The organism is Thermanaeromonas sp. C210 (genome assembly GCF_013167955.1).
Taxonomy (GTDB): domain Bacteria; phylum Bacillota; class DSM-521; order Neomoorellales; family Neomoorellaceae; genus UBA12545.
In genome coordinates this window covers 377,363-392,835 of sequence record NZ_BLWF01000002.1, presented here as the reverse complement: position 1 = coordinate 392,835, position 15,473 = coordinate 377,363, and the positions used below count along the sequence as shown (strand labels likewise).

The window sequence follows — 15,473 nt, the reverse complement described above, 5'->3', positions numbered from 1 at the left end:
CGCTGGCGCGGCACCAGCAGGAGTATTTTCAGGCTAGCGAGTTATTTTACCCTGACAACAACACAGACCGAGCACACGGCCTGCTTTTTGCTTGACCTTTGGCCGACTTATCCTTACAATAGAGGTAAGAAAGGATGGTGCTGGCGTGCAGGTGACGACCCTTTCCACCAAGGGCCAGCTGGTGCTGCCCAAGGAAATACGGGAGCGACTGGGTCTTTTTCCCGGTGACCGGCTCAAGGTGGAGCTTTCCGGCGGCCGGATAGTTCTTGAACCCATCGAAGGGAAGGCCCGGAAGGGCTGGCGGCGCTGGCGCGGGGCGTTTGCCGGGAGCGACATGCTAGAGGAGCACGTGGCCGAGCACCGGCTTGAGGTGGAGCGGGATGAAGAAGGTACTTGATGCCTATGCCGTCCTGTGCTGGATGCAGGACGAGCCGGGTGCCTCTTATGTGGACCGGCTCATGGGCGAAGCTGAAGAAGGAAGGGTAGAGCTTGCGATTTCGGCCGTAAACCTGGGCGAGGTGTACTACCGTCTCTTCCGGAGCCGTGGAGAAACGGAGGCGGAGGATTTCCGGGCCGACGTAGCCGCCGGTGTCTTCCCGTGGCGAGTGTTTCCGGCGAGCAACCGCCGGGTGTGGCAGGCGGCGGCCCTGAAAGGTGCCTTTCGCCTTTCCTACGCCGACGCCTTTGCGGTGGCCCTGGCTGGAGAGCTGGGGGCGGAATTGGTTACGGGGGATCCAGAGATACTGGCGGCTGCACCTGAGGGGGGCTTTAGCGTAGACCCGATCCCGAGGGAATAGGTCTTTCTCGTAGGAGGCTGTTGACCATACTACCGCCTCCATCTCGTTACAGGGCGGCTGTGAGGGCGCCCTTCTGAGCTTTCTTCTTTGCTCTACTTACAAGCTGGGATCCAGTGGAAGTAACTCCTTCTGTTTTTGTTTTGCTTAAATACTATTCGGTTTTCTCGGATGTTAAATGTTTTAGCCCGGAGTTTTTGGGGGGAACTAGGTAGGCTATTTAGACATATATTAACCCCCCTATATTAACTTCCTTCGCGGTGTGTGACCTGGTTATGCAGGATACTTTAAACAAAAGGTTCATGATCCGTATCACTATAGCCCTTATAATTATTACCGCCGTCTTCATGGGCCTTCAGTATTACGAGCAGAGGAACCAGATGCTATATGAACTCAAGGGAAAATCCCAGGTGATTATTAAGCAGCTCCTAGCCACCAGGGAGTTCATCGCCCGTGTACAGGACCGCATAAATTATGACTCCGCCTTAAGCCCCCTGATGGAAGAGAACAAGATCACGTGGCAATGGGAAGTGGAACCTGAGGTGCCCCTCATCTACGTGGATGGGGAGAAGATCCGCCGGGCTGTGTTAAATCTCGTGGATAACGCTATTAAGTTTACACCCCCTGGTGGGACGGTGAAACTAAAGGCCTGGTTCGATACAGTACGGCAGGAAGTCATAATTAGCGTACAGGACAGCGGCATCGGCATCCAGCCGGAGGAAATAGAAAAGATCTTTGAGCGATTCTATCAAGTAAGTAGATCAAGCACTCGGAGATTTCGGGGTCTGGCTTGGGGTTGTCTTTGGCCAAGGAATTGGTGGAGCTGCATGGAGGGCATATTATGGTGACCAGCTTGCCGGGCAAAAGAAGTACCTTCACCATACATTTACCGGGAGAACTGGCCAGGGGTGAGGGGAATGCCTAGGATTCCCCTAGTAGACGATGAGCTTAGCATCAAGAGAATTGTGGAGCAAGCCCTGGAACGAGATGGTTTCGAAATAGAATATGCTCCAGATGGGCGTTCGGCTCAGGAACTGTTTGCGCAACGCCGACCCGATCTGGTAATTCTGGACATCATGTTGCCGATGGCCTACACCGACCGCCCTGAGTATTGTCTTAGCTGTCATGTTATGGAAGATTCCTATGAAAGCTGGTTCCACTCTTCTCACAGGGAGTGGGCAACTTGCAGAGACTGCCATGTACCCCATCAAAACCTGGTGGCCAAATTAGCTGGAAAGGCAGCTGACGGTATGCGGGATTTGTATATGTTTTATACCAACCAGATTCCAGATCCCATACTTCTCAGCAACCGCGGTAGCCGCATCGTCCAGGAAAACTGCCTACGATGCCACGGAACTATCATGGCGAATGTTAACATGGAAAACCGTAATTGAAAGAGGACCTTGGTTTGCGCCCAGTGCCATAATACCTACGTGATACCGCGAGACAAAGATATGAAACCGGTCGGCCTCTTCCTGCCTTGGCAGAAGTCCCAGTGGGGTAACATTACCATCGAGCAGATTGAAGAAGTGATGACTTCCGACCCGGCTAACCGGGAGTGGACGCATGCTCTTACCGGTATTAAACTGGGCCATATCCGCCACCCAGAGTTTGAGCTCTATTCCAACGGTAGCACCCACTGGAAAGCGGGCGTGGCTTGCGCCGATTGCCACATGCCCTATGAGAGGGTAGGAAGCAGCAAGATCTCTTCTCACCACGTACAGAGCCCGCTGAAGGACAATATGAGGGCCTGCCTCCAGTGTCACAACCTGACTCCCGACTGGCTGCGGGAACAGGTAATCTTCATCCAAGACCGGGTTAACAATCTTGCCACGAGGGCTGGCAACGCGGCTGCCCAGGCGGCTAAAGCCATTGAGATGGCCAACAAGACCAGCGGCGTCGATCAAAAACTCCTCGATGAGGCGAAGAAGCTTTATGAAAAGGCTTATTACCGAATAATATTTGTCACCGCGGAGAACAGCATGGGTTTCCACAACCCGGAGGAAGCCCTGCGTGTCCTGGGCGATGGATTATACTATGCCGATCAATCGCTGATGAAGGCACGGGAAGCCCTGGCAAAGGCAGGAGTGCAGGTGCCCGACCGGTTTGACCTGGCACTGGATAAATATGCTAAACGAGGCAGCAAGGAGGTCCCCTACCGGCCTGAACAAAATTTGGAATTCACCTTCGATGGAACTAAGGAAAAGTAGCCAGACAGCGACCGCCTTCCGTGCCCGCCCCTGGGGTTACGGAAGGCGGCCCAATTTTAATTCCTCGACTGTAAATTGGCAGTGGACGGGATCCTAAGACGGAGTGAGTGAGACCCTTGTTTACTAAGATAGGTGCCAGCTGCGGGGTACAGAAAACTATAAAGTTCTTGTCCTCCATGAGAGTGGGCAACGTGGGCGCTGATAACACGCTGATCTACGCCGGATACCTGCATGCCCGCAAAAGCTACTGATTCTATCTCACCCTCACCTCCCTTTGGGTGGAGGCCTAGGACCTGAATTTAGGCCATACCCCTCCGGGAACCATCCTCGGATAGCTTTCTTCTAGAGGCACGTATTAACCTTGACATGCAAACGAAAGAACTTGTTTATTCTCCCTTGAATATGGTAAACTAACCATGCAGGCGATACCTTGGGGGTTCGCACTGCGCGAAATTTTACAAGGGCTTATAGCCCGCCAACATCCCTCCGCTTGGATCCTCCTTCGGGACCGAGACGGGAAAAGAAGTTTGGTGTTTCGGCCTTCTGGACCCGTCCGGAAGGCCTTTTATTTTGCCTTCAAAGGTGGGGGAAAATATGAGGGTGGGGATTATCGGCGCCGGTGCAGTGGGCACGGGCATGGGCCTTCTCCTTAAAGAAAGGGGTTACTTTATTGCCGGAGTGGCCAGCAGGACCCTGGCCTCGGCCCGGCGGGCGGCCGAGCGCCTGGGCTGCCCGGTATTTGAGGGGCCGGAGGAGGTGGCCCGGCGCTCCGACCTGGTCTTTATAACCACCACCGATCAGGCCATCGCCCCGGTAGCCCACCGGGTGGCCGAGGGAGGTGGTTTCCGGCCCGGCCAGACGGTCATCCATATGAGCGGTTCGCTGACTTCCGCCGTGCTGAATCCCGCCCGCCGGCGGGGAGCCCGGGCCCTGTCCCTCCATCCTCTGCAGTCCTGTGCCGATGCTGACCGGGCTGTGGCCAATATCCCCGGTTCGGTTTTCAGCATCGAAGGTGACCGGGAAGCCTATCCCCTTGCCGAGAGGCTGGTACGGGAGCTGGGCGGAGAGTTCTTTTATATCCGGCCCGAGGATAAGGCCTTATACCATGCGGCGGCCTGCGTGGCTTCCAATTATCTTGTGTCCCTGGTGGACCTGAGCCGGCGGCTCATGGTGGCGGCCGGGATGACGCCGGAGATGGCCGCCAGGGCCCTGGAGCCGCTGGCGGCGGGGACCTGGAAGAACATAGGCGAGAAGGGAATACCGGCCGCCCTGACGGGTCCCATCAGCCGGGGGGATGTGGCTACCGTAGCCGGACACCTGGCGGCCATGCGGGAAAAGGCGCCCCAGCTGCTGGATCTATACGCTGCCCTTGGCCGCTACACGGTGGAGGTAGCGCGGCGCAAGGGGAGCCTGGGCGAAGCCGAGGGGAAGGCTTTTTTGAGGCTTTTCGGGGCGGTGAGGAAAGAGCGGGCCCGGGAGAGGGCTAGACTGGGGTAGGCTGCTGGCCCGTCGTGATCGGGCGCCTGCTAGGAAATATGAAAATCTCTGCGAGGCCGGCGCAAGGCGTCAGGGGAGTCCTGCGCGCTGCGTGCGGGGACGAGCCCGGAGGCCGGGATTGCGGGCGGGGACCCGGAGTGCCGGCGGAAGCCGGCACCGGGGAACGTCGGCCGTTGGGGCCGGGACCCCCGCCGTAGGGGCGAGGAGGAGTCGTATGGATCGCCGGCCGGCCCGCAAGGAGGGCGGCGCGTAGCGCCTCACTTTGGGGAATGCTTCCCAAGGACCGTTAGTAACAAGGGGGAAACGGAACATGGAGCTGCTGAAGACGGTGGCCGAAGTTCGGCGGTGGGCCCGGGAAAGGCGGGAGCAGAAACAGCGCATCGGATTCGTGCCCACCATGGGATACCTGCATGAGGGCCACCTAGCCCTGGCACGCCGAGCCAGGGAGAGATGTGATGCAGTCATCATGAGCATTTTCGTCAATCCTACTCAGTTCGGTCCCCGGGAGGATTTTGCCAGCTATCCGCGGGACCTGGAGCGGGACCTCCGGCTGGCCGAGGAAGTGGGGGTGGATGCCGTCTTTGCCCCGGAGGTGGAGGAAATGTATCCCCCGGGTTACTCCACTTATGTGGAGGTGGAGGGGGTAACGGAAGTACTGTGCGGCGCCTCGCGGCCCGGCCATTTTCGAGGGGTGGCCACGGTGGTTACCAAACTGCTTAACATCGTCCAGCCCGATGAGGCCTTTTTCGGCCAAAAGGACTACCAGCAGTCGGTTGTCGTGAGGCGCATGGCGGCGGATCTGAATATTCCGGTGGAGATCATAACCGTGCCCACGGTGAGGGAGCCGGACGGGCTGGCCTTAAGCTCCCGTAACAAGTATTTAAACGAGGAAGAACGCCGACAGGCCCTCTGCCTCTACCGGGCCCTTAAGCTGGGAGAGGAGATGATCCTTTCCGGTGAGAGGCGGGCGGAAGCGGTGCGGCAGGCCATGGTCGAGGAGATATCCCGCTATCCCCTGGCGCGAATAGATTATGTTAGCGTGAACGATGCCGAGACCCTGAAGCCCCTGAAGGAGATTAGCGGTCGAGTGCTGCTGGCGGTAGCGGTATGGATTGGGAAGACCAGGCTCATTGATAATCTGGTGGTGGAAGGGAGAAGGGGGAAGGACTAATGTGGCGGATTATGATGAAATCCAAGATCCACCGGGCTAGGGTAACAGAAGCCAATTTGAACTATGTGGGCAGCATTACCATTGACAGGGAGCTCCTGGATGCTGCGGGCATCTTGCCCCAGGAGAAAGTTCAAGTGGTTAATAATAACAACGGGGCTCGCTTTGAAACCTATGCCATTGAAGGTGAAAGGGGCAGCGGCGTAATCTGTGTCAACGGGGCGGCCGCCCGCCTGGTGCAGCCGGGGGATATTGTAATTATTATTTCTTACGGCATCTTCACCGATGAGGAAGCCCAGAGGCTGCGCCCCAAAGTTATCTTGGTGGACGAGAATAACAGGATCCAGGCGTATCTGGACGGAGAAGAACCATCCTCTATCCCGTAGGGGACCTTTTGTTCGGCCCCGGCGGGGGTCTTAAGTCATGAATAAATTGTTAACCTACGAAAAATAATAAGTTGACATTGTGGGCCGAGGAGGTTATAATGGAAACATGGACCGGTTAGGGAGCCGGCACCAGGTGCTGGCAGAATTGCGGCGTCGTCAAGGAGAATACGTTTCGGGTGAGGAATTAAGCCGCAAATTGGGCCTGTCGCGGACGGCCATCTGGAAGCACATCCAGGCCTTGCGCCGGGAAGGCTACCGGATCAGCGCCTCCACCAGGCGGGGATACGCCCTTCTAAATATACCCGATTGCTTCTACCCGGAGGAGGTTATGGCCGGCCTTCGCACTTCCTGGTTGGGGCGGCCCTTCTACTATTACGATGAAGTGGGCTCCACCAACCAGGTGGCTAAAGACCTGGCCGATGCCGGGGCACCGGAGGGTACGGTGGTGGTGGCCGAGACTCAGAAGAGCGGCCGCGGCCGCCTGGGGAGATCATGGTTTTCTCCCGGGGGTAAGGGAATCTGGGTTTCCACTATTTTGCGGCCGCGGGTGCCGCCCGTGCAGCTTCCCCAGGTAAGCCTTCTGGCCGCCGTGGCCGCAACCGAGGCCTTAGAGGAAACGACGGGATTGCGGCCGGGCATTAAGTGGCCCAACGATCTTCTCCTCCGTGGCCGCAAGTTAGCAGGGATCCTCACCGAGATGCGGGCTGAGATGGACACTACCCAGTACGTAGTCGTGGGGATCGGGATTAATGTTAATCTGGAGCCGGGGGACTTTACGCCGGATATCCAGTCCCTGGCTACTTCCCTGGAGGTGGAGCTGGGGCGGAGGATAGAACGGTTACCCCTTTTGCAGGCCCTCCTTTACCACCTGGAGGGCTGGTACGAGCGGTGGCAGGAGGAGGGATTTGCTCCGGTAGCCCAGGCCTGGAGGAGGGCCAGCGTTACCTTGGGCCGCCAGGTGAGAGTCGTGACCCCGGACAAGGTTTACGCCGGCCGGGCCGTAGATATCGATGAAGAAGGAGCTCTCTTGGTAAAAGATGAGGCGGGGCGCTTGCGGCGATTCAATTACGGCGAAATAAGTCTGCGCTAAGGAGAGGTTACTATGCAGGCCAAAGAGATGAGTTGGGTGGCTTTTTTTGCAGCCTTGATGGCGGTGCTGGCCCAGCTATCCATCCCTCTGCCCTTTACTCCGGTACCCCTTACGGGACAAATCCTGGGGGTCTTCCTGGCCGGAGCCATTTTGGGGAGGAAGTTAGGGACCGTGGCGGTCCTGGTGTATTTGCTGCTGGGAGCCGTCGGCCTACCGGTCTTTGCCCGGGGCGCGGCGGGAATAGCCCGCTTTCTTGGCCCGACAGGTGGCTATCTCTGGGGCTTTCTCCTGGGCGTATATTTTTTGGGCTGGGTTACCGACGGCTCTTCCAAGTTAAGTTTTCTCCGGGCCGCCGGGGGCATGTTCGTCTGCCTGGTGGTGGTTTACGCCCTGGGGACCCTCCAGCTGGCCTATCTTATGAAGCTTACTTTGTCTAAGGCCCTGGCCTTGGGGGTCCTGCCCTATGTGCCCCTGGACCTGGCCAAAATGGTCCTGGCTGCCCTGGTGAGCGTCCGGGTGCGGCGGGCCCTCGGGGAGGCCGGCCTGTTGCCTTTGCCCGGCGGGCGAAAGAACCCCTAAGGGGACGCGGCGGCAGGGCGCGGTGCGTGTTTACTGCTACCTCGGGCTGGCGGCAATGGTGGAGGCCGTGGCAGCGATGGATCTCGCCTCGACTAATCGAGGATCAGGCCAAGGTGGGCTATATGGGGGAGTATGTTTTCCTTTCGGCTCTCTATAGTAACCCTGCCGGTGGTGGCGAAAGCGTTAAAGCTTCTACTTCCCGGATGCCTTTTGTGGGCCTCCAAGGCTTAAGGCTAGGGGCCTCCACCTCTGGATTAAAAGGGTAAGAATCACCCCGAAAGTTCGACAGTAAACGACAAAATCCGCCAGAAGGTAAATACACCGGGCATGGACTGGAAAATATGCAGAAATCAGCCGCCAGGCCTCCCATACACTAGATAATCGAAGTTGCGACAGGGGAGGCGGTCGTGGGATAATCAAGATTAAGGTTGTATTCCGACAACGGTTGAAAAGGGCAATTTCTTATATTGCCTTCACGCAAAGGGCAAACCGCTCGAAAGGGCGGGACGCAAAGCCGTGGGCCTAAGGCCGGGGTAGGCTATGGTTGCCAGGCTGCCGTGGGGGATGGCGAGGTGACCGTCTATCCAGGTCACCTATTTTTTTATAAAGGGGTGCGGCGAGTGGCGATAGAAAAGCCGAAAGGGATGACAATAATCGTAAGAAATAACATAAACCACCATAATGGGGGGGGGGGGGGTATATCTACCAGATACACCAGGTAAAGTAGGTTCTGGTAAGTACTGTATAGCGCCTTCCGACGGTTCTCACCCTCTGGTTACGTCCGGTTCCTTACGCTTCTTATATAAGGATCGGGTTTCTGCCTCCCTCGATTGTTGCCTTCCTTCCTGCCCTATTCCTCTGCTTCCCCATTGCAGTTATCCGCGACCGGAGCCCGCAGATATCCCCGCGGCCGCAAGGGCCATCTTGGTGCCTCGGGTGCCGTAGCGGCCTTTCGCCCCTACCGTAATGCGGTTCGCTCCCTGTTAGGGAGATGTTAGTACCGACCAGAAGGCAGAACATTAGGGGGGTCATGTGTGGAGGAGTGTAGCCGGTGTGCCCAAAGGACCCCACATCGTTCTTGTGTCGACTGCGAGCATTTCATGAGTCCCGGACCTTCGCGCCGGAAACCACAGGTGCCTATAAATATTAGCCTGGTTGCCGTCGATGGGCAACGTTATGCCGGCCGTCTCCTCGTATTGAACACCATGGAACTGGGCCTGGAAACCCGGGCTCCCGTTCCCGGTCAATACCGGATTTATTTAAAGCACCATCTCAGCCTGGATGTAGCAGGAGTGCCTACCAGGGGCAAGGGCGACATCCATCTCTTTGATATCATAGCCGTTCACCGGGGTAAGGAAACGGCCGGCCGCCTGGGCAATGAAGAATACCGCTTGCTGACGGGTAGTACGGGGGACTTCATTGAGCAGGTGTCGCAGTTAGTTCCCGCCCATTTACAGGAGCTGGTTAAAGAGCGCTTACTTGCCGAGTTGGAAAGATCAGAGATTTTCCATGCCATGCGGCTGGGCACAGTAATGCGTTACGAAAAAGGTCGTTTTCGCCATCTGGCGGGACAGGAGGATCTGGAGCTGCCCCTGCCGGCAATGGAAAGTCTAATGCGCCAGGCAATACACCGGGGAACCCATTGCCGGGAAGTGATAGTAAGTGATGACGGTAAACGGATTTTCGATCTGCACGGTATACCCCTTGATGCCCGGGCAGGGGGCCTGCTGGCCTTTGACCTCACCGAAATTATTGAAAAGGAAAGGCAGATGCGCCGCCAGGAGATGCTGGCCTACCGGGAGGCCATAGCTGCCGTTACCAACGGGCGCCTGGAGCTGCTGCCTTCAGAAGAAATGGTGGCTCTGTTGTCCCAAGGTAGGGAACTGGCAAAGGGGGTAGTTAACAAGGCTACCGACATAGCTTCAGCGCGCAGCCAGTTATGCAGTTTGTTACCTGGAGCTTTCCGCACCCGTAGATATGGGATGGCCTTATCTTTAACTGAGGCTTTGACCAACGCTTTAAAACATGCTGGGGGCGGTGAGTGGGTGGTCCGACAGAAGGAGGGGGCCATCCGGATAATCATTAAAGACCAGGGCCGGGGAATTAAGATAAAAGATTTGCCTAAAGCAGCTTTAATGCAGCATTACTCTACCCAGGACTCTTTGGGGTGCGGTTTTACTCTAATACTTTATTATGCCGATAAAGTTTATCTAACTACGGGTACCGGGGGAACCACCCTGGTCCTGGATTTCCACCCTTCAGCAGGTGAAGAGAGCTGTTGTACAGCTTCCTAGTTCCTAGGTCGAAGAAAGGATGAGCTATAAAATGCTGGCCATCTCTGTAACCAAAGGTGAACATGGGCGCCGTTTAAACCTTACAGGGGAGTTAGACATGGAGACCCTGGCCATGCTGGAGCAAGCTGCAGAACTGCAGGAAGGCGAAAGGCAGCTGGAAATAAATCTGGCGGGGGTATCCTTTATAGATTCTACAGGCCTCAGGGGTTTATTAGAAATACGGCGTCGGTGGTCAAGGCAGGGAGGTGAGGTACGGGTTATTAACCCTTGCCCGGAGATTGCCGAAGTTTTCCGGCTGGTAGGTGTGGAAGAACTCCTTGATTATAGTGGTCAGGGCAAGGCAGCCGGGGGTGAATCCTAAAATGTCCCTGGATACCGGTGACAGGGGGAGGAGAATAATACATGCCGGTATTCAGGGTGCCGGCTGTAGTATTCCAGCAGACCTGGAAGGCGGCGACTTTTTTGCTTTTATTCCCCGGGGAGAAGATGGACTTATCGTGGCCATCGGAGACGTAATGGGGAAAGGTATGCGTGCTGCCGGGCAAAGGAAGGACCTTTGTACAGTCTTATATTCCTGCACTGGAAAAGACCTGTCCCTGCTGGAAATCGTGAATCAGCTGGCTGCAACCGCAGGCAAGCGGCTGTACCGCGCCGGCTCCTTTGCCACCCTGGGCCTAATTTCTTACGAACGGCAACATAATTGTATAACCTGCCTGAGCGCCGGCCACCCTTCCCCGGTAATATTTTCAGGGCAGAATATCTACATGCCCCGGGTAAGGGGAGTAGCCCTGGGTTTCCTGGATGAATACCAAGGCACAGGGCCGGAACAATTCATCCTATCACGGGGCGATGTGGTGGTCATGTACACCGATGGTCTGATAGAAGCTCGCAATGCCGGGGGGCAACATTATGGCTTGAATCGCCTCACAGGAATAGTTGCGGCTAATGCCGGCCTGGATGCAGGGGATCTCCAGGACGTTATCTTAAGGGATTTATTTACCTTTACCGGTTGTAAGCAGCAAAGGGATGATGTGACTCTGGTAATCCTTAAAAGAGACCAATGACGGGGTGAACAGCATGTTGCAAATCAGAGTGAATAAAGAAAGGGGAAAGACCACCCTGGTGGTAGCGGGTGAACTCGATTACAGCAACATTGCCCAGTTGCAAGAAGAAATTGAAAGACAGGAGGCTCCCCGGGTAGAAGTAAACCTCAAAGACCTGCAGTTTATGGATTCCTCCGGTGCGGGGATGCTCCTCCACCAGGCGAGGTTGTTGAGGAGCCAGAACCGTATTTTGGAGATCACCCATATACCCGCCAATATTTCCCATGATCTAGAAATAATCGGCTTCTTCCGCGTCCTGGAAACCCTTCAAGGCGCCCCTCAAAGGGGAGGGGAGTGAGGGCCCGTGGAACCCTTAAAGGATGGAGCCCTTGAACGGTCCGGGGAAGAAGGCCTGGCACCCCGGGCAGCCGTAATAAACGGGCGGCTGGTAATAAAACACCCGCCGGGAGGACCTTATCCGGTGATAGCTCCCTGCCCGGGGCTGCGCCTGGTAGTAAATGGGGAAGAACGGAAGGAACCGACACCTGTAAGTGACAAGGACAAGGTAGAAATTATCGTGCTGGATGAGCAGCGGGAAGGATACTGGCAGGTAAAGGTCAGTGAGGATAAACTGAAGGCCTTTTTACACGTGAAACCCTGGGTACTGGTCCGAAGAGAAATGCAGGATGTGCCGCCGGCGCGGTTTTTGAACCTGCAGGTCCTGGAACAGGAGGATTTCTATAAAGCCTTTACCATGGAAGATTTGACCAGGGAGATGGAGCGCCAGGGCATCAGGTACGGTATAGACTGGCAGGCCTGCGGCCGGGGCCTCGAACCCTCAACGGAAGGCACTTTAATCATTGCCCAGGGTATACCACCTGTCCCTGGAAAGGACGCTTCGGTAGAAATATTCTTTACTACCCAGCCCAAGGTTCCGGTGGCCGTGGGAGAAGAAGAGACGGTGGACTTCCGGGAAAGATTTCATTTTACCGCTGTAGAAGCCGGCATGGTCCTGGCCCGGAAGCATCCCGCTGGGGCAGGGCAGCCGGGGCAGACGGTAACGGGTGAGCTGATCCTGCCTCCCGAGCCCAAAGACATTCAAATGATTGCCGGGTCTGGCGCTGTTTTGAGCAATGATGGCCTGGAAGTCATTGCTGCTATGGCCGGCCGTCCCGTCGTCCGAAGGCTAAAGGGGCGGGTCATCATCAGTGTGCTGCCTGCCCTCGTGCACCCCAGCAATGTTGATATCACCTCGGGAAATATTTCCTTCAGCGGCGATGTAATCATTGCCGGCCAGGTGGAAGAGGGGATGCGTGTGGAGGCCGGTGGCAACATTAATATAGCGGGCGCCGTGTCCGGGGCCGCGATCCGGGCCGGAGGATGCATTGAGGTACGCGGCAATGTTTTTTCTTCCCTCCTGGTCGCCGGGAGCAGCACGGTCTGGCAGGAGAAATTCCTTTCAATCCTGGGCAGGATTGGTGCTATGTTGGAGCATTTGACTACCGCTATTACTCAGCTTCTCCATCACCCTTCCTTCAAGAAAGATGACCTTAAAGGTGGCATTGGGCCTCTGGTGCTACTGCTTTTAGAAAGGAAATTTCGCGATCTTCCTGCGGCCGTGAAAATACTAGAAAAGGAACTACAAACCTTCCCTGCTATATCCATGAATGGGCTGACGGCGTTGGTGAAGGATCTGGAACGCCTGGTAAGGACCCCCTTGGCCGTTAAAAGTGTAGAGCAGCTGGAGGCGATTATGAAAGGCATAAGGATTTGCCGCGAGGAGATTAATACACCGCCTCAGGATACGGCTGACATTATAATTAACTACGCTGTGAACTCCACCGTTATAGCTACCGGTAACATTAAGGTAATGGGTAACGGCTGTTATCATACCAGGCTCCAGGCCGGGAGATCGGTGACCGTCGTGGGTGGTGTGTTCCGGGGTGGGGAGATCCAGGCCCAGGGTGACGTTTATATAAAAGAACTGGGCTCCCGTACCGGCACCAGTACCGGGGTTGAAACCGGGAGCGCTGCTACCGTGACCATAGGTCATGCCTTTGAGAATACTTCCGTCCGTATAGGTTCTCGCCGGTATTATTTTGTTCAGGAGGAGTGGGGAGTACGGCTAAGGCTTGACCGGGAAGGGAATATAATCAAAAGTAGTATTCCACTCTAATAACGTCAAAACCACTTCTTTGGGCTCGACCATTCCGCATATACCCTTCTTTTTTACCCCGGGAAGGCGGCGCACATGCCCCTCCCCGTGAGCCTCCCCAACTCAGATCGAAGGAGAAGTATTATGGTGGCGTTTTTTAGACCTACCGGGACAGAGCGTTGCACGGTAGGGCAGGGTATATGAAAAGGGCTAAGGCGACCCGCCACGGGTCGCCCCTTTTATGGTCGCGCCGGCAGGGATGCTGGCATAGCGGTGGTAAGCCGTCCCGGGCGAGGCATTACTGTTAAAGGGCGGGGCGGGAGGAGAAGAGCCTTTGGTGTGGAATAATGGGAACAGAAAGGGGGCCTAATATGCTACTGGCAATCGATGTGGGTAATACAAATATCGTTTACGGTGTTTACCGGGATGGGAAACTGGTGTGCCATTGGAGGACGGCCACCGACCGGCAAAAGACGGCCGAGGAATACAGCTTGATGTGGTATCACTTTAGCCAGTTTTACGGGCTGCCCGTGGGAGACGTGCAGGCGGTGGCCCTGGCTTCGGTGGTTCCCCCTCTGACGCCCATTCTGACGGCCGCCGTCAGGGAGCTTTTCAAAGTAGAGCCCCTGGTGGTGGGCCCGGGAGTAAAGACGGGTATGCCCATCCGTTTTGACAATCCCCGGGAGGTAGGCGCAGACCGCATCCTCAACGGGGTGGCGGCGTACGAGCTGTACGGCGGCCCGGCCATTGTCGTTGATTTCGGGACGGCCACTACCTTTGATGCCATTTCGGAGGCCGGAGAATATGTGGGCGGCGCCATTGCCCCAGGCATCGGCATCTCAACGGAAGCCCTTTTCTACCATGCGGCCAAACTCCCCAGGGTAGAGCTGGTGCGACCCCGATCGGTCATCGGCAAGAATACCGTGGCCTGCATGCAGGCAGGCATCATGTACGGTTTCATCGGCCAGGTGGAGGGCATCGTAAGCCGCATGAAGAAGGAGCTGGGAGCGGGGGCCGTGGTGGTGGCCACCGGCGGGCTGGCCGGGCTTATAGCTCCGGAAACGGAGGCCATTGACCATTTGAACCCCTGGCTCACCCTGGAGGGCCTGCGGATCGTTTATGAACGGAACAAGTAGGAGGCCGGTGACCGGCAGGTGCAAATAGGAACCATCGTTTTAGAGGCGCCGGTGGTGGCGGCGCCCATGGCCGGGGTGACGGACAAAATCTTCCGCCGTATCCTGCGGGAGGCGGGGGCGGCCCTTACCTTTACGGAAATGATAAGCGCCAAGGGCCTTTATTACCGCAATAGCGCCACCTGGGAGCTGATGGACCTAAAGGGAGAGGAAGGCCGGGTGGTGGTCCAGCTTTTCGGCCGCGAGCCGGAGATAATGGCTTGGGCGGCGAGGGAAGCGGTAAAGGCCGGGGCGGCCTGGGTGGACCTCAACATGGGCTGCCCCACGCCCAAAATCACCCGCAACGGGGAAGGGGCGGCCCTCATGCGGGACTTGCCCCGGGCCAGAGACATTGTGGCGGCCGTGGCGGAGGTCATATACCCCGTTCCGGTTACCGTGAAGATGCGGAAGGGATGGGACGAGGGAGAAGTCAATGCCGTAGAGGCCGCCTGCGCCGTGGTGGAGGCCGGGGCCCGGGCCGTCACCGTCCACGGCCGCACCCGTAGCCAGTTCTACAGCGGGAGGGCCGATTGGGAGATAATCCGGCGGGTGAAAGAAGCGGTGGGCGTCCCAGTTATCGGTAACGGGGATGTTTGGCGGCCGGAGGACGCCCTGGCCCTTATGAAAGCCACGGGATGCGACGGGGTTATGGTAGGCCGGGGCTGCCTGGGGAATCCTTGGATCTTTAGCCAAATCCGGGCTTTGCTGGACGGAAGGGAAGTGCCTCCGCCTCCAGACCCGCGGGAACGGCTGGGTATGGCCCTCCGGCACCTCCGCATGGCGGTGGAACGTAAGGGAGAAGCAAAGGGCGTCAAGGAAATGCGTAAGCACCTGGCCTGGTACCTTAAGGGCTTGCCCGGCGCGGCCCGGGTTCGGCAGGCCGTAAATAATGAGGGCACCCTGGCGGGGGTGACGGCCCTCCTGGAGGATTATATGGCGCGGTTAAACTCCGCGGATCGGTCCCGGTGAGGGACCGCTGCTGGCGGGTATGCGGAGATTGGCCGGCTCCCGGCCCCGTCAACCCGGGCCGGGTTTTTAAATGTCTGTTGCTATAACTAATAGGAATACATATAATGAAGGAAGTT

General features: G+C 56.9%; 18 protein-coding genes and 1 riboswitch. All 18 genes read left to right on the top strand.

What is annotated here, in order from left to right:
- Nucleotides 1-145 precede the first annotated feature (145 nt).
- The 18 genes from TAMC210_RS06015 (at nucleotide 146) to dusB (ending at nucleotide 15,357) form a co-directional block, all read left to right on the top strand.
- Nucleotides 146-397 carry an AbrB/MazE/SpoVT family DNA-binding domain-containing protein gene (locus TAMC210_RS06015; protein ID WP_173297880.1) on the top strand — a complete coding sequence of 84 codons (252 nt, stop codon included), beginning with the start codon at nucleotides 146-148 and terminating at the stop codon, nucleotides 395-397.
- Nucleotides 381-797, top strand: coding sequence for a type II toxin-antitoxin system VapC family toxin (locus TAMC210_RS06010; protein WP_173297879.1), 417 nt, complete (start codon nucleotides 381-383; stop codon nucleotides 795-797). The genes TAMC210_RS06015 and TAMC210_RS06010 overlap by 17 nt, the downstream gene beginning before the upstream one ends.
- Before the next feature lie 272 nt (nucleotides 798-1,069).
- Nucleotides 1,070-1,642: a sensor histidine kinase gene (locus TAMC210_RS06005; RefSeq protein WP_217267289.1), complete on the top strand. Its 573-nt coding sequence runs from the start codon at nucleotides 1,070-1,072 to the stop codon at nucleotides 1,640-1,642.
- Nucleotides 1,612-1,719 carry a hypothetical protein gene (locus TAMC210_RS13920; RefSeq protein WP_373996442.1) on the top strand — a complete coding sequence of 36 codons (108 nt, stop codon included), beginning with the start codon at nucleotides 1,612-1,614 and terminating at the stop codon, nucleotides 1,717-1,719. Before TAMC210_RS06005 ends, TAMC210_RS13920 begins: the two co-directional genes overlap by 31 nt.
- Nucleotides 1,712-2,188 carry a NapC/NirT family cytochrome c gene (locus TAMC210_RS06000; protein ID WP_173297878.1) on the top strand — a complete coding sequence of 159 codons (477 nt, stop codon included), beginning with the start codon at nucleotides 1,712-1,714 and terminating at the stop codon, nucleotides 2,186-2,188. Before TAMC210_RS13920 ends, TAMC210_RS06000 begins: the two co-directional genes overlap by 8 nt.
- 9 nt (nucleotides 2,189-2,197) lie before the next feature.
- The gene (locus TAMC210_RS05995) at nucleotides 2,198-3,004 is read left to right on the top strand and encodes an ammonia-forming cytochrome c nitrite reductase subunit c552 (protein WP_256366477.1); all 807 of its coding nucleotides are present in this window, start codon (nucleotides 2,198-2,200) and stop codon (nucleotides 3,002-3,004) included.
- Nucleotides 3,005-3,598: 594 nt separating this feature from the next.
- Nucleotides 3,599-4,501, top strand: a complete 903-nt coding sequence (locus TAMC210_RS05990) for a Rossmann-like and DUF2520 domain-containing protein (RefSeq protein WP_173297877.1) — start codon at nucleotides 3,599-3,601, stop codon at nucleotides 4,499-4,501.
- Nucleotides 4,502-4,811: 310 nt separating this feature from the next.
- The gene (panC, locus tag TAMC210_RS05985; protein WP_173297876.1) at nucleotides 4,812-5,672 is read left to right on the top strand and encodes a pantoate--beta-alanine ligase; all 861 of its coding nucleotides are present in this window, start codon (nucleotides 4,812-4,814) and stop codon (nucleotides 5,670-5,672) included.
- A complete protein-coding gene (gene panD / locus TAMC210_RS05980) occupies nucleotides 5,672-6,055 on the top strand; it encodes an aspartate 1-decarboxylase (protein WP_173297875.1) in 384 nt (127 codons plus the stop codon). Before panC ends, panD begins: the two co-directional genes overlap by 1 nt.
- Before the next feature lie 106 nt (nucleotides 6,056-6,161).
- The gene (locus TAMC210_RS05975) at nucleotides 6,162-7,145 is read left to right on the top strand and encodes a biotin--[acetyl-CoA-carboxylase] ligase (protein WP_173297874.1); all 984 of its coding nucleotides are present in this window, start codon (nucleotides 6,162-6,164) and stop codon (nucleotides 7,143-7,145) included.
- Between the two features lie 12 nt (nucleotides 7,146-7,157).
- A complete protein-coding gene (locus TAMC210_RS05970) occupies nucleotides 7,158-7,724 on the top strand; it encodes a biotin transporter BioY (protein WP_173297873.1) in 567 nt (188 codons plus the stop codon).
- A gap of 473 nt (nucleotides 7,725-8,197) precedes the next feature.
- Nucleotides 8,198-8,284: riboswitch (cyclic di-GMP riboswitch) on the top strand.
- Between the two features lie 573 nt (nucleotides 8,285-8,857).
- On the top strand, nucleotides 8,858-10,018 hold the full coding sequence (locus TAMC210_RS05965) for an ATP-binding protein (protein ID WP_254388532.1): 1,161 nt from the start codon (nucleotides 8,858-8,860) through the stop codon (nucleotides 10,016-10,018).
- A 31-nt stretch (nucleotides 10,019-10,049) separates the two neighbouring features.
- Nucleotides 10,050-10,379 (top strand): STAS domain-containing protein, encoded by a 330-nt coding sequence (locus TAMC210_RS05960; RefSeq protein WP_173297871.1) that lies wholly within the window; start codon nucleotides 10,050-10,052, stop codon nucleotides 10,377-10,379.
- 1 nt (nucleotide 10,380) lies between these two features.
- Nucleotides 10,381-11,082 carry a PP2C family protein-serine/threonine phosphatase gene (locus tag TAMC210_RS05955; protein ID WP_173297870.1) on the top strand — a complete coding sequence of 234 codons (702 nt, stop codon included), beginning with the start codon at nucleotides 10,381-10,383 and terminating at the stop codon, nucleotides 11,080-11,082.
- A 13-nt stretch (nucleotides 11,083-11,095) separates the two neighbouring features.
- Nucleotides 11,096-11,419 (top strand): STAS domain-containing protein, encoded by a 324-nt coding sequence (locus TAMC210_RS05950; protein ID WP_173297869.1) that lies wholly within the window; start codon nucleotides 11,096-11,098, stop codon nucleotides 11,417-11,419.
- A gap of 6 nt (nucleotides 11,420-11,425) precedes the next feature.
- Nucleotides 11,426-13,237, top strand: coding sequence for a FapA family protein (locus TAMC210_RS05945; RefSeq protein WP_173297868.1), 1,812 nt, complete (start codon nucleotides 11,426-11,428; stop codon nucleotides 13,235-13,237).
- 350 nt (nucleotides 13,238-13,587) lie between these two features.
- A complete protein-coding gene (locus tag TAMC210_RS05940; RefSeq protein ID WP_173297867.1) occupies nucleotides 13,588-14,352 on the top strand; it encodes a type III pantothenate kinase in 765 nt (254 codons plus the stop codon).
- A gap of 18 nt (nucleotides 14,353-14,370) precedes the next feature.
- The gene (gene dusB, locus TAMC210_RS05935; protein ID WP_173297866.1) at nucleotides 14,371-15,357 is read left to right on the top strand and encodes a tRNA dihydrouridine synthase DusB; all 987 of its coding nucleotides are present in this window, start codon (nucleotides 14,371-14,373) and stop codon (nucleotides 15,355-15,357) included.
- The last annotated feature ends 116 nt before the right edge of the window (nucleotides 15,358-15,473 follow it).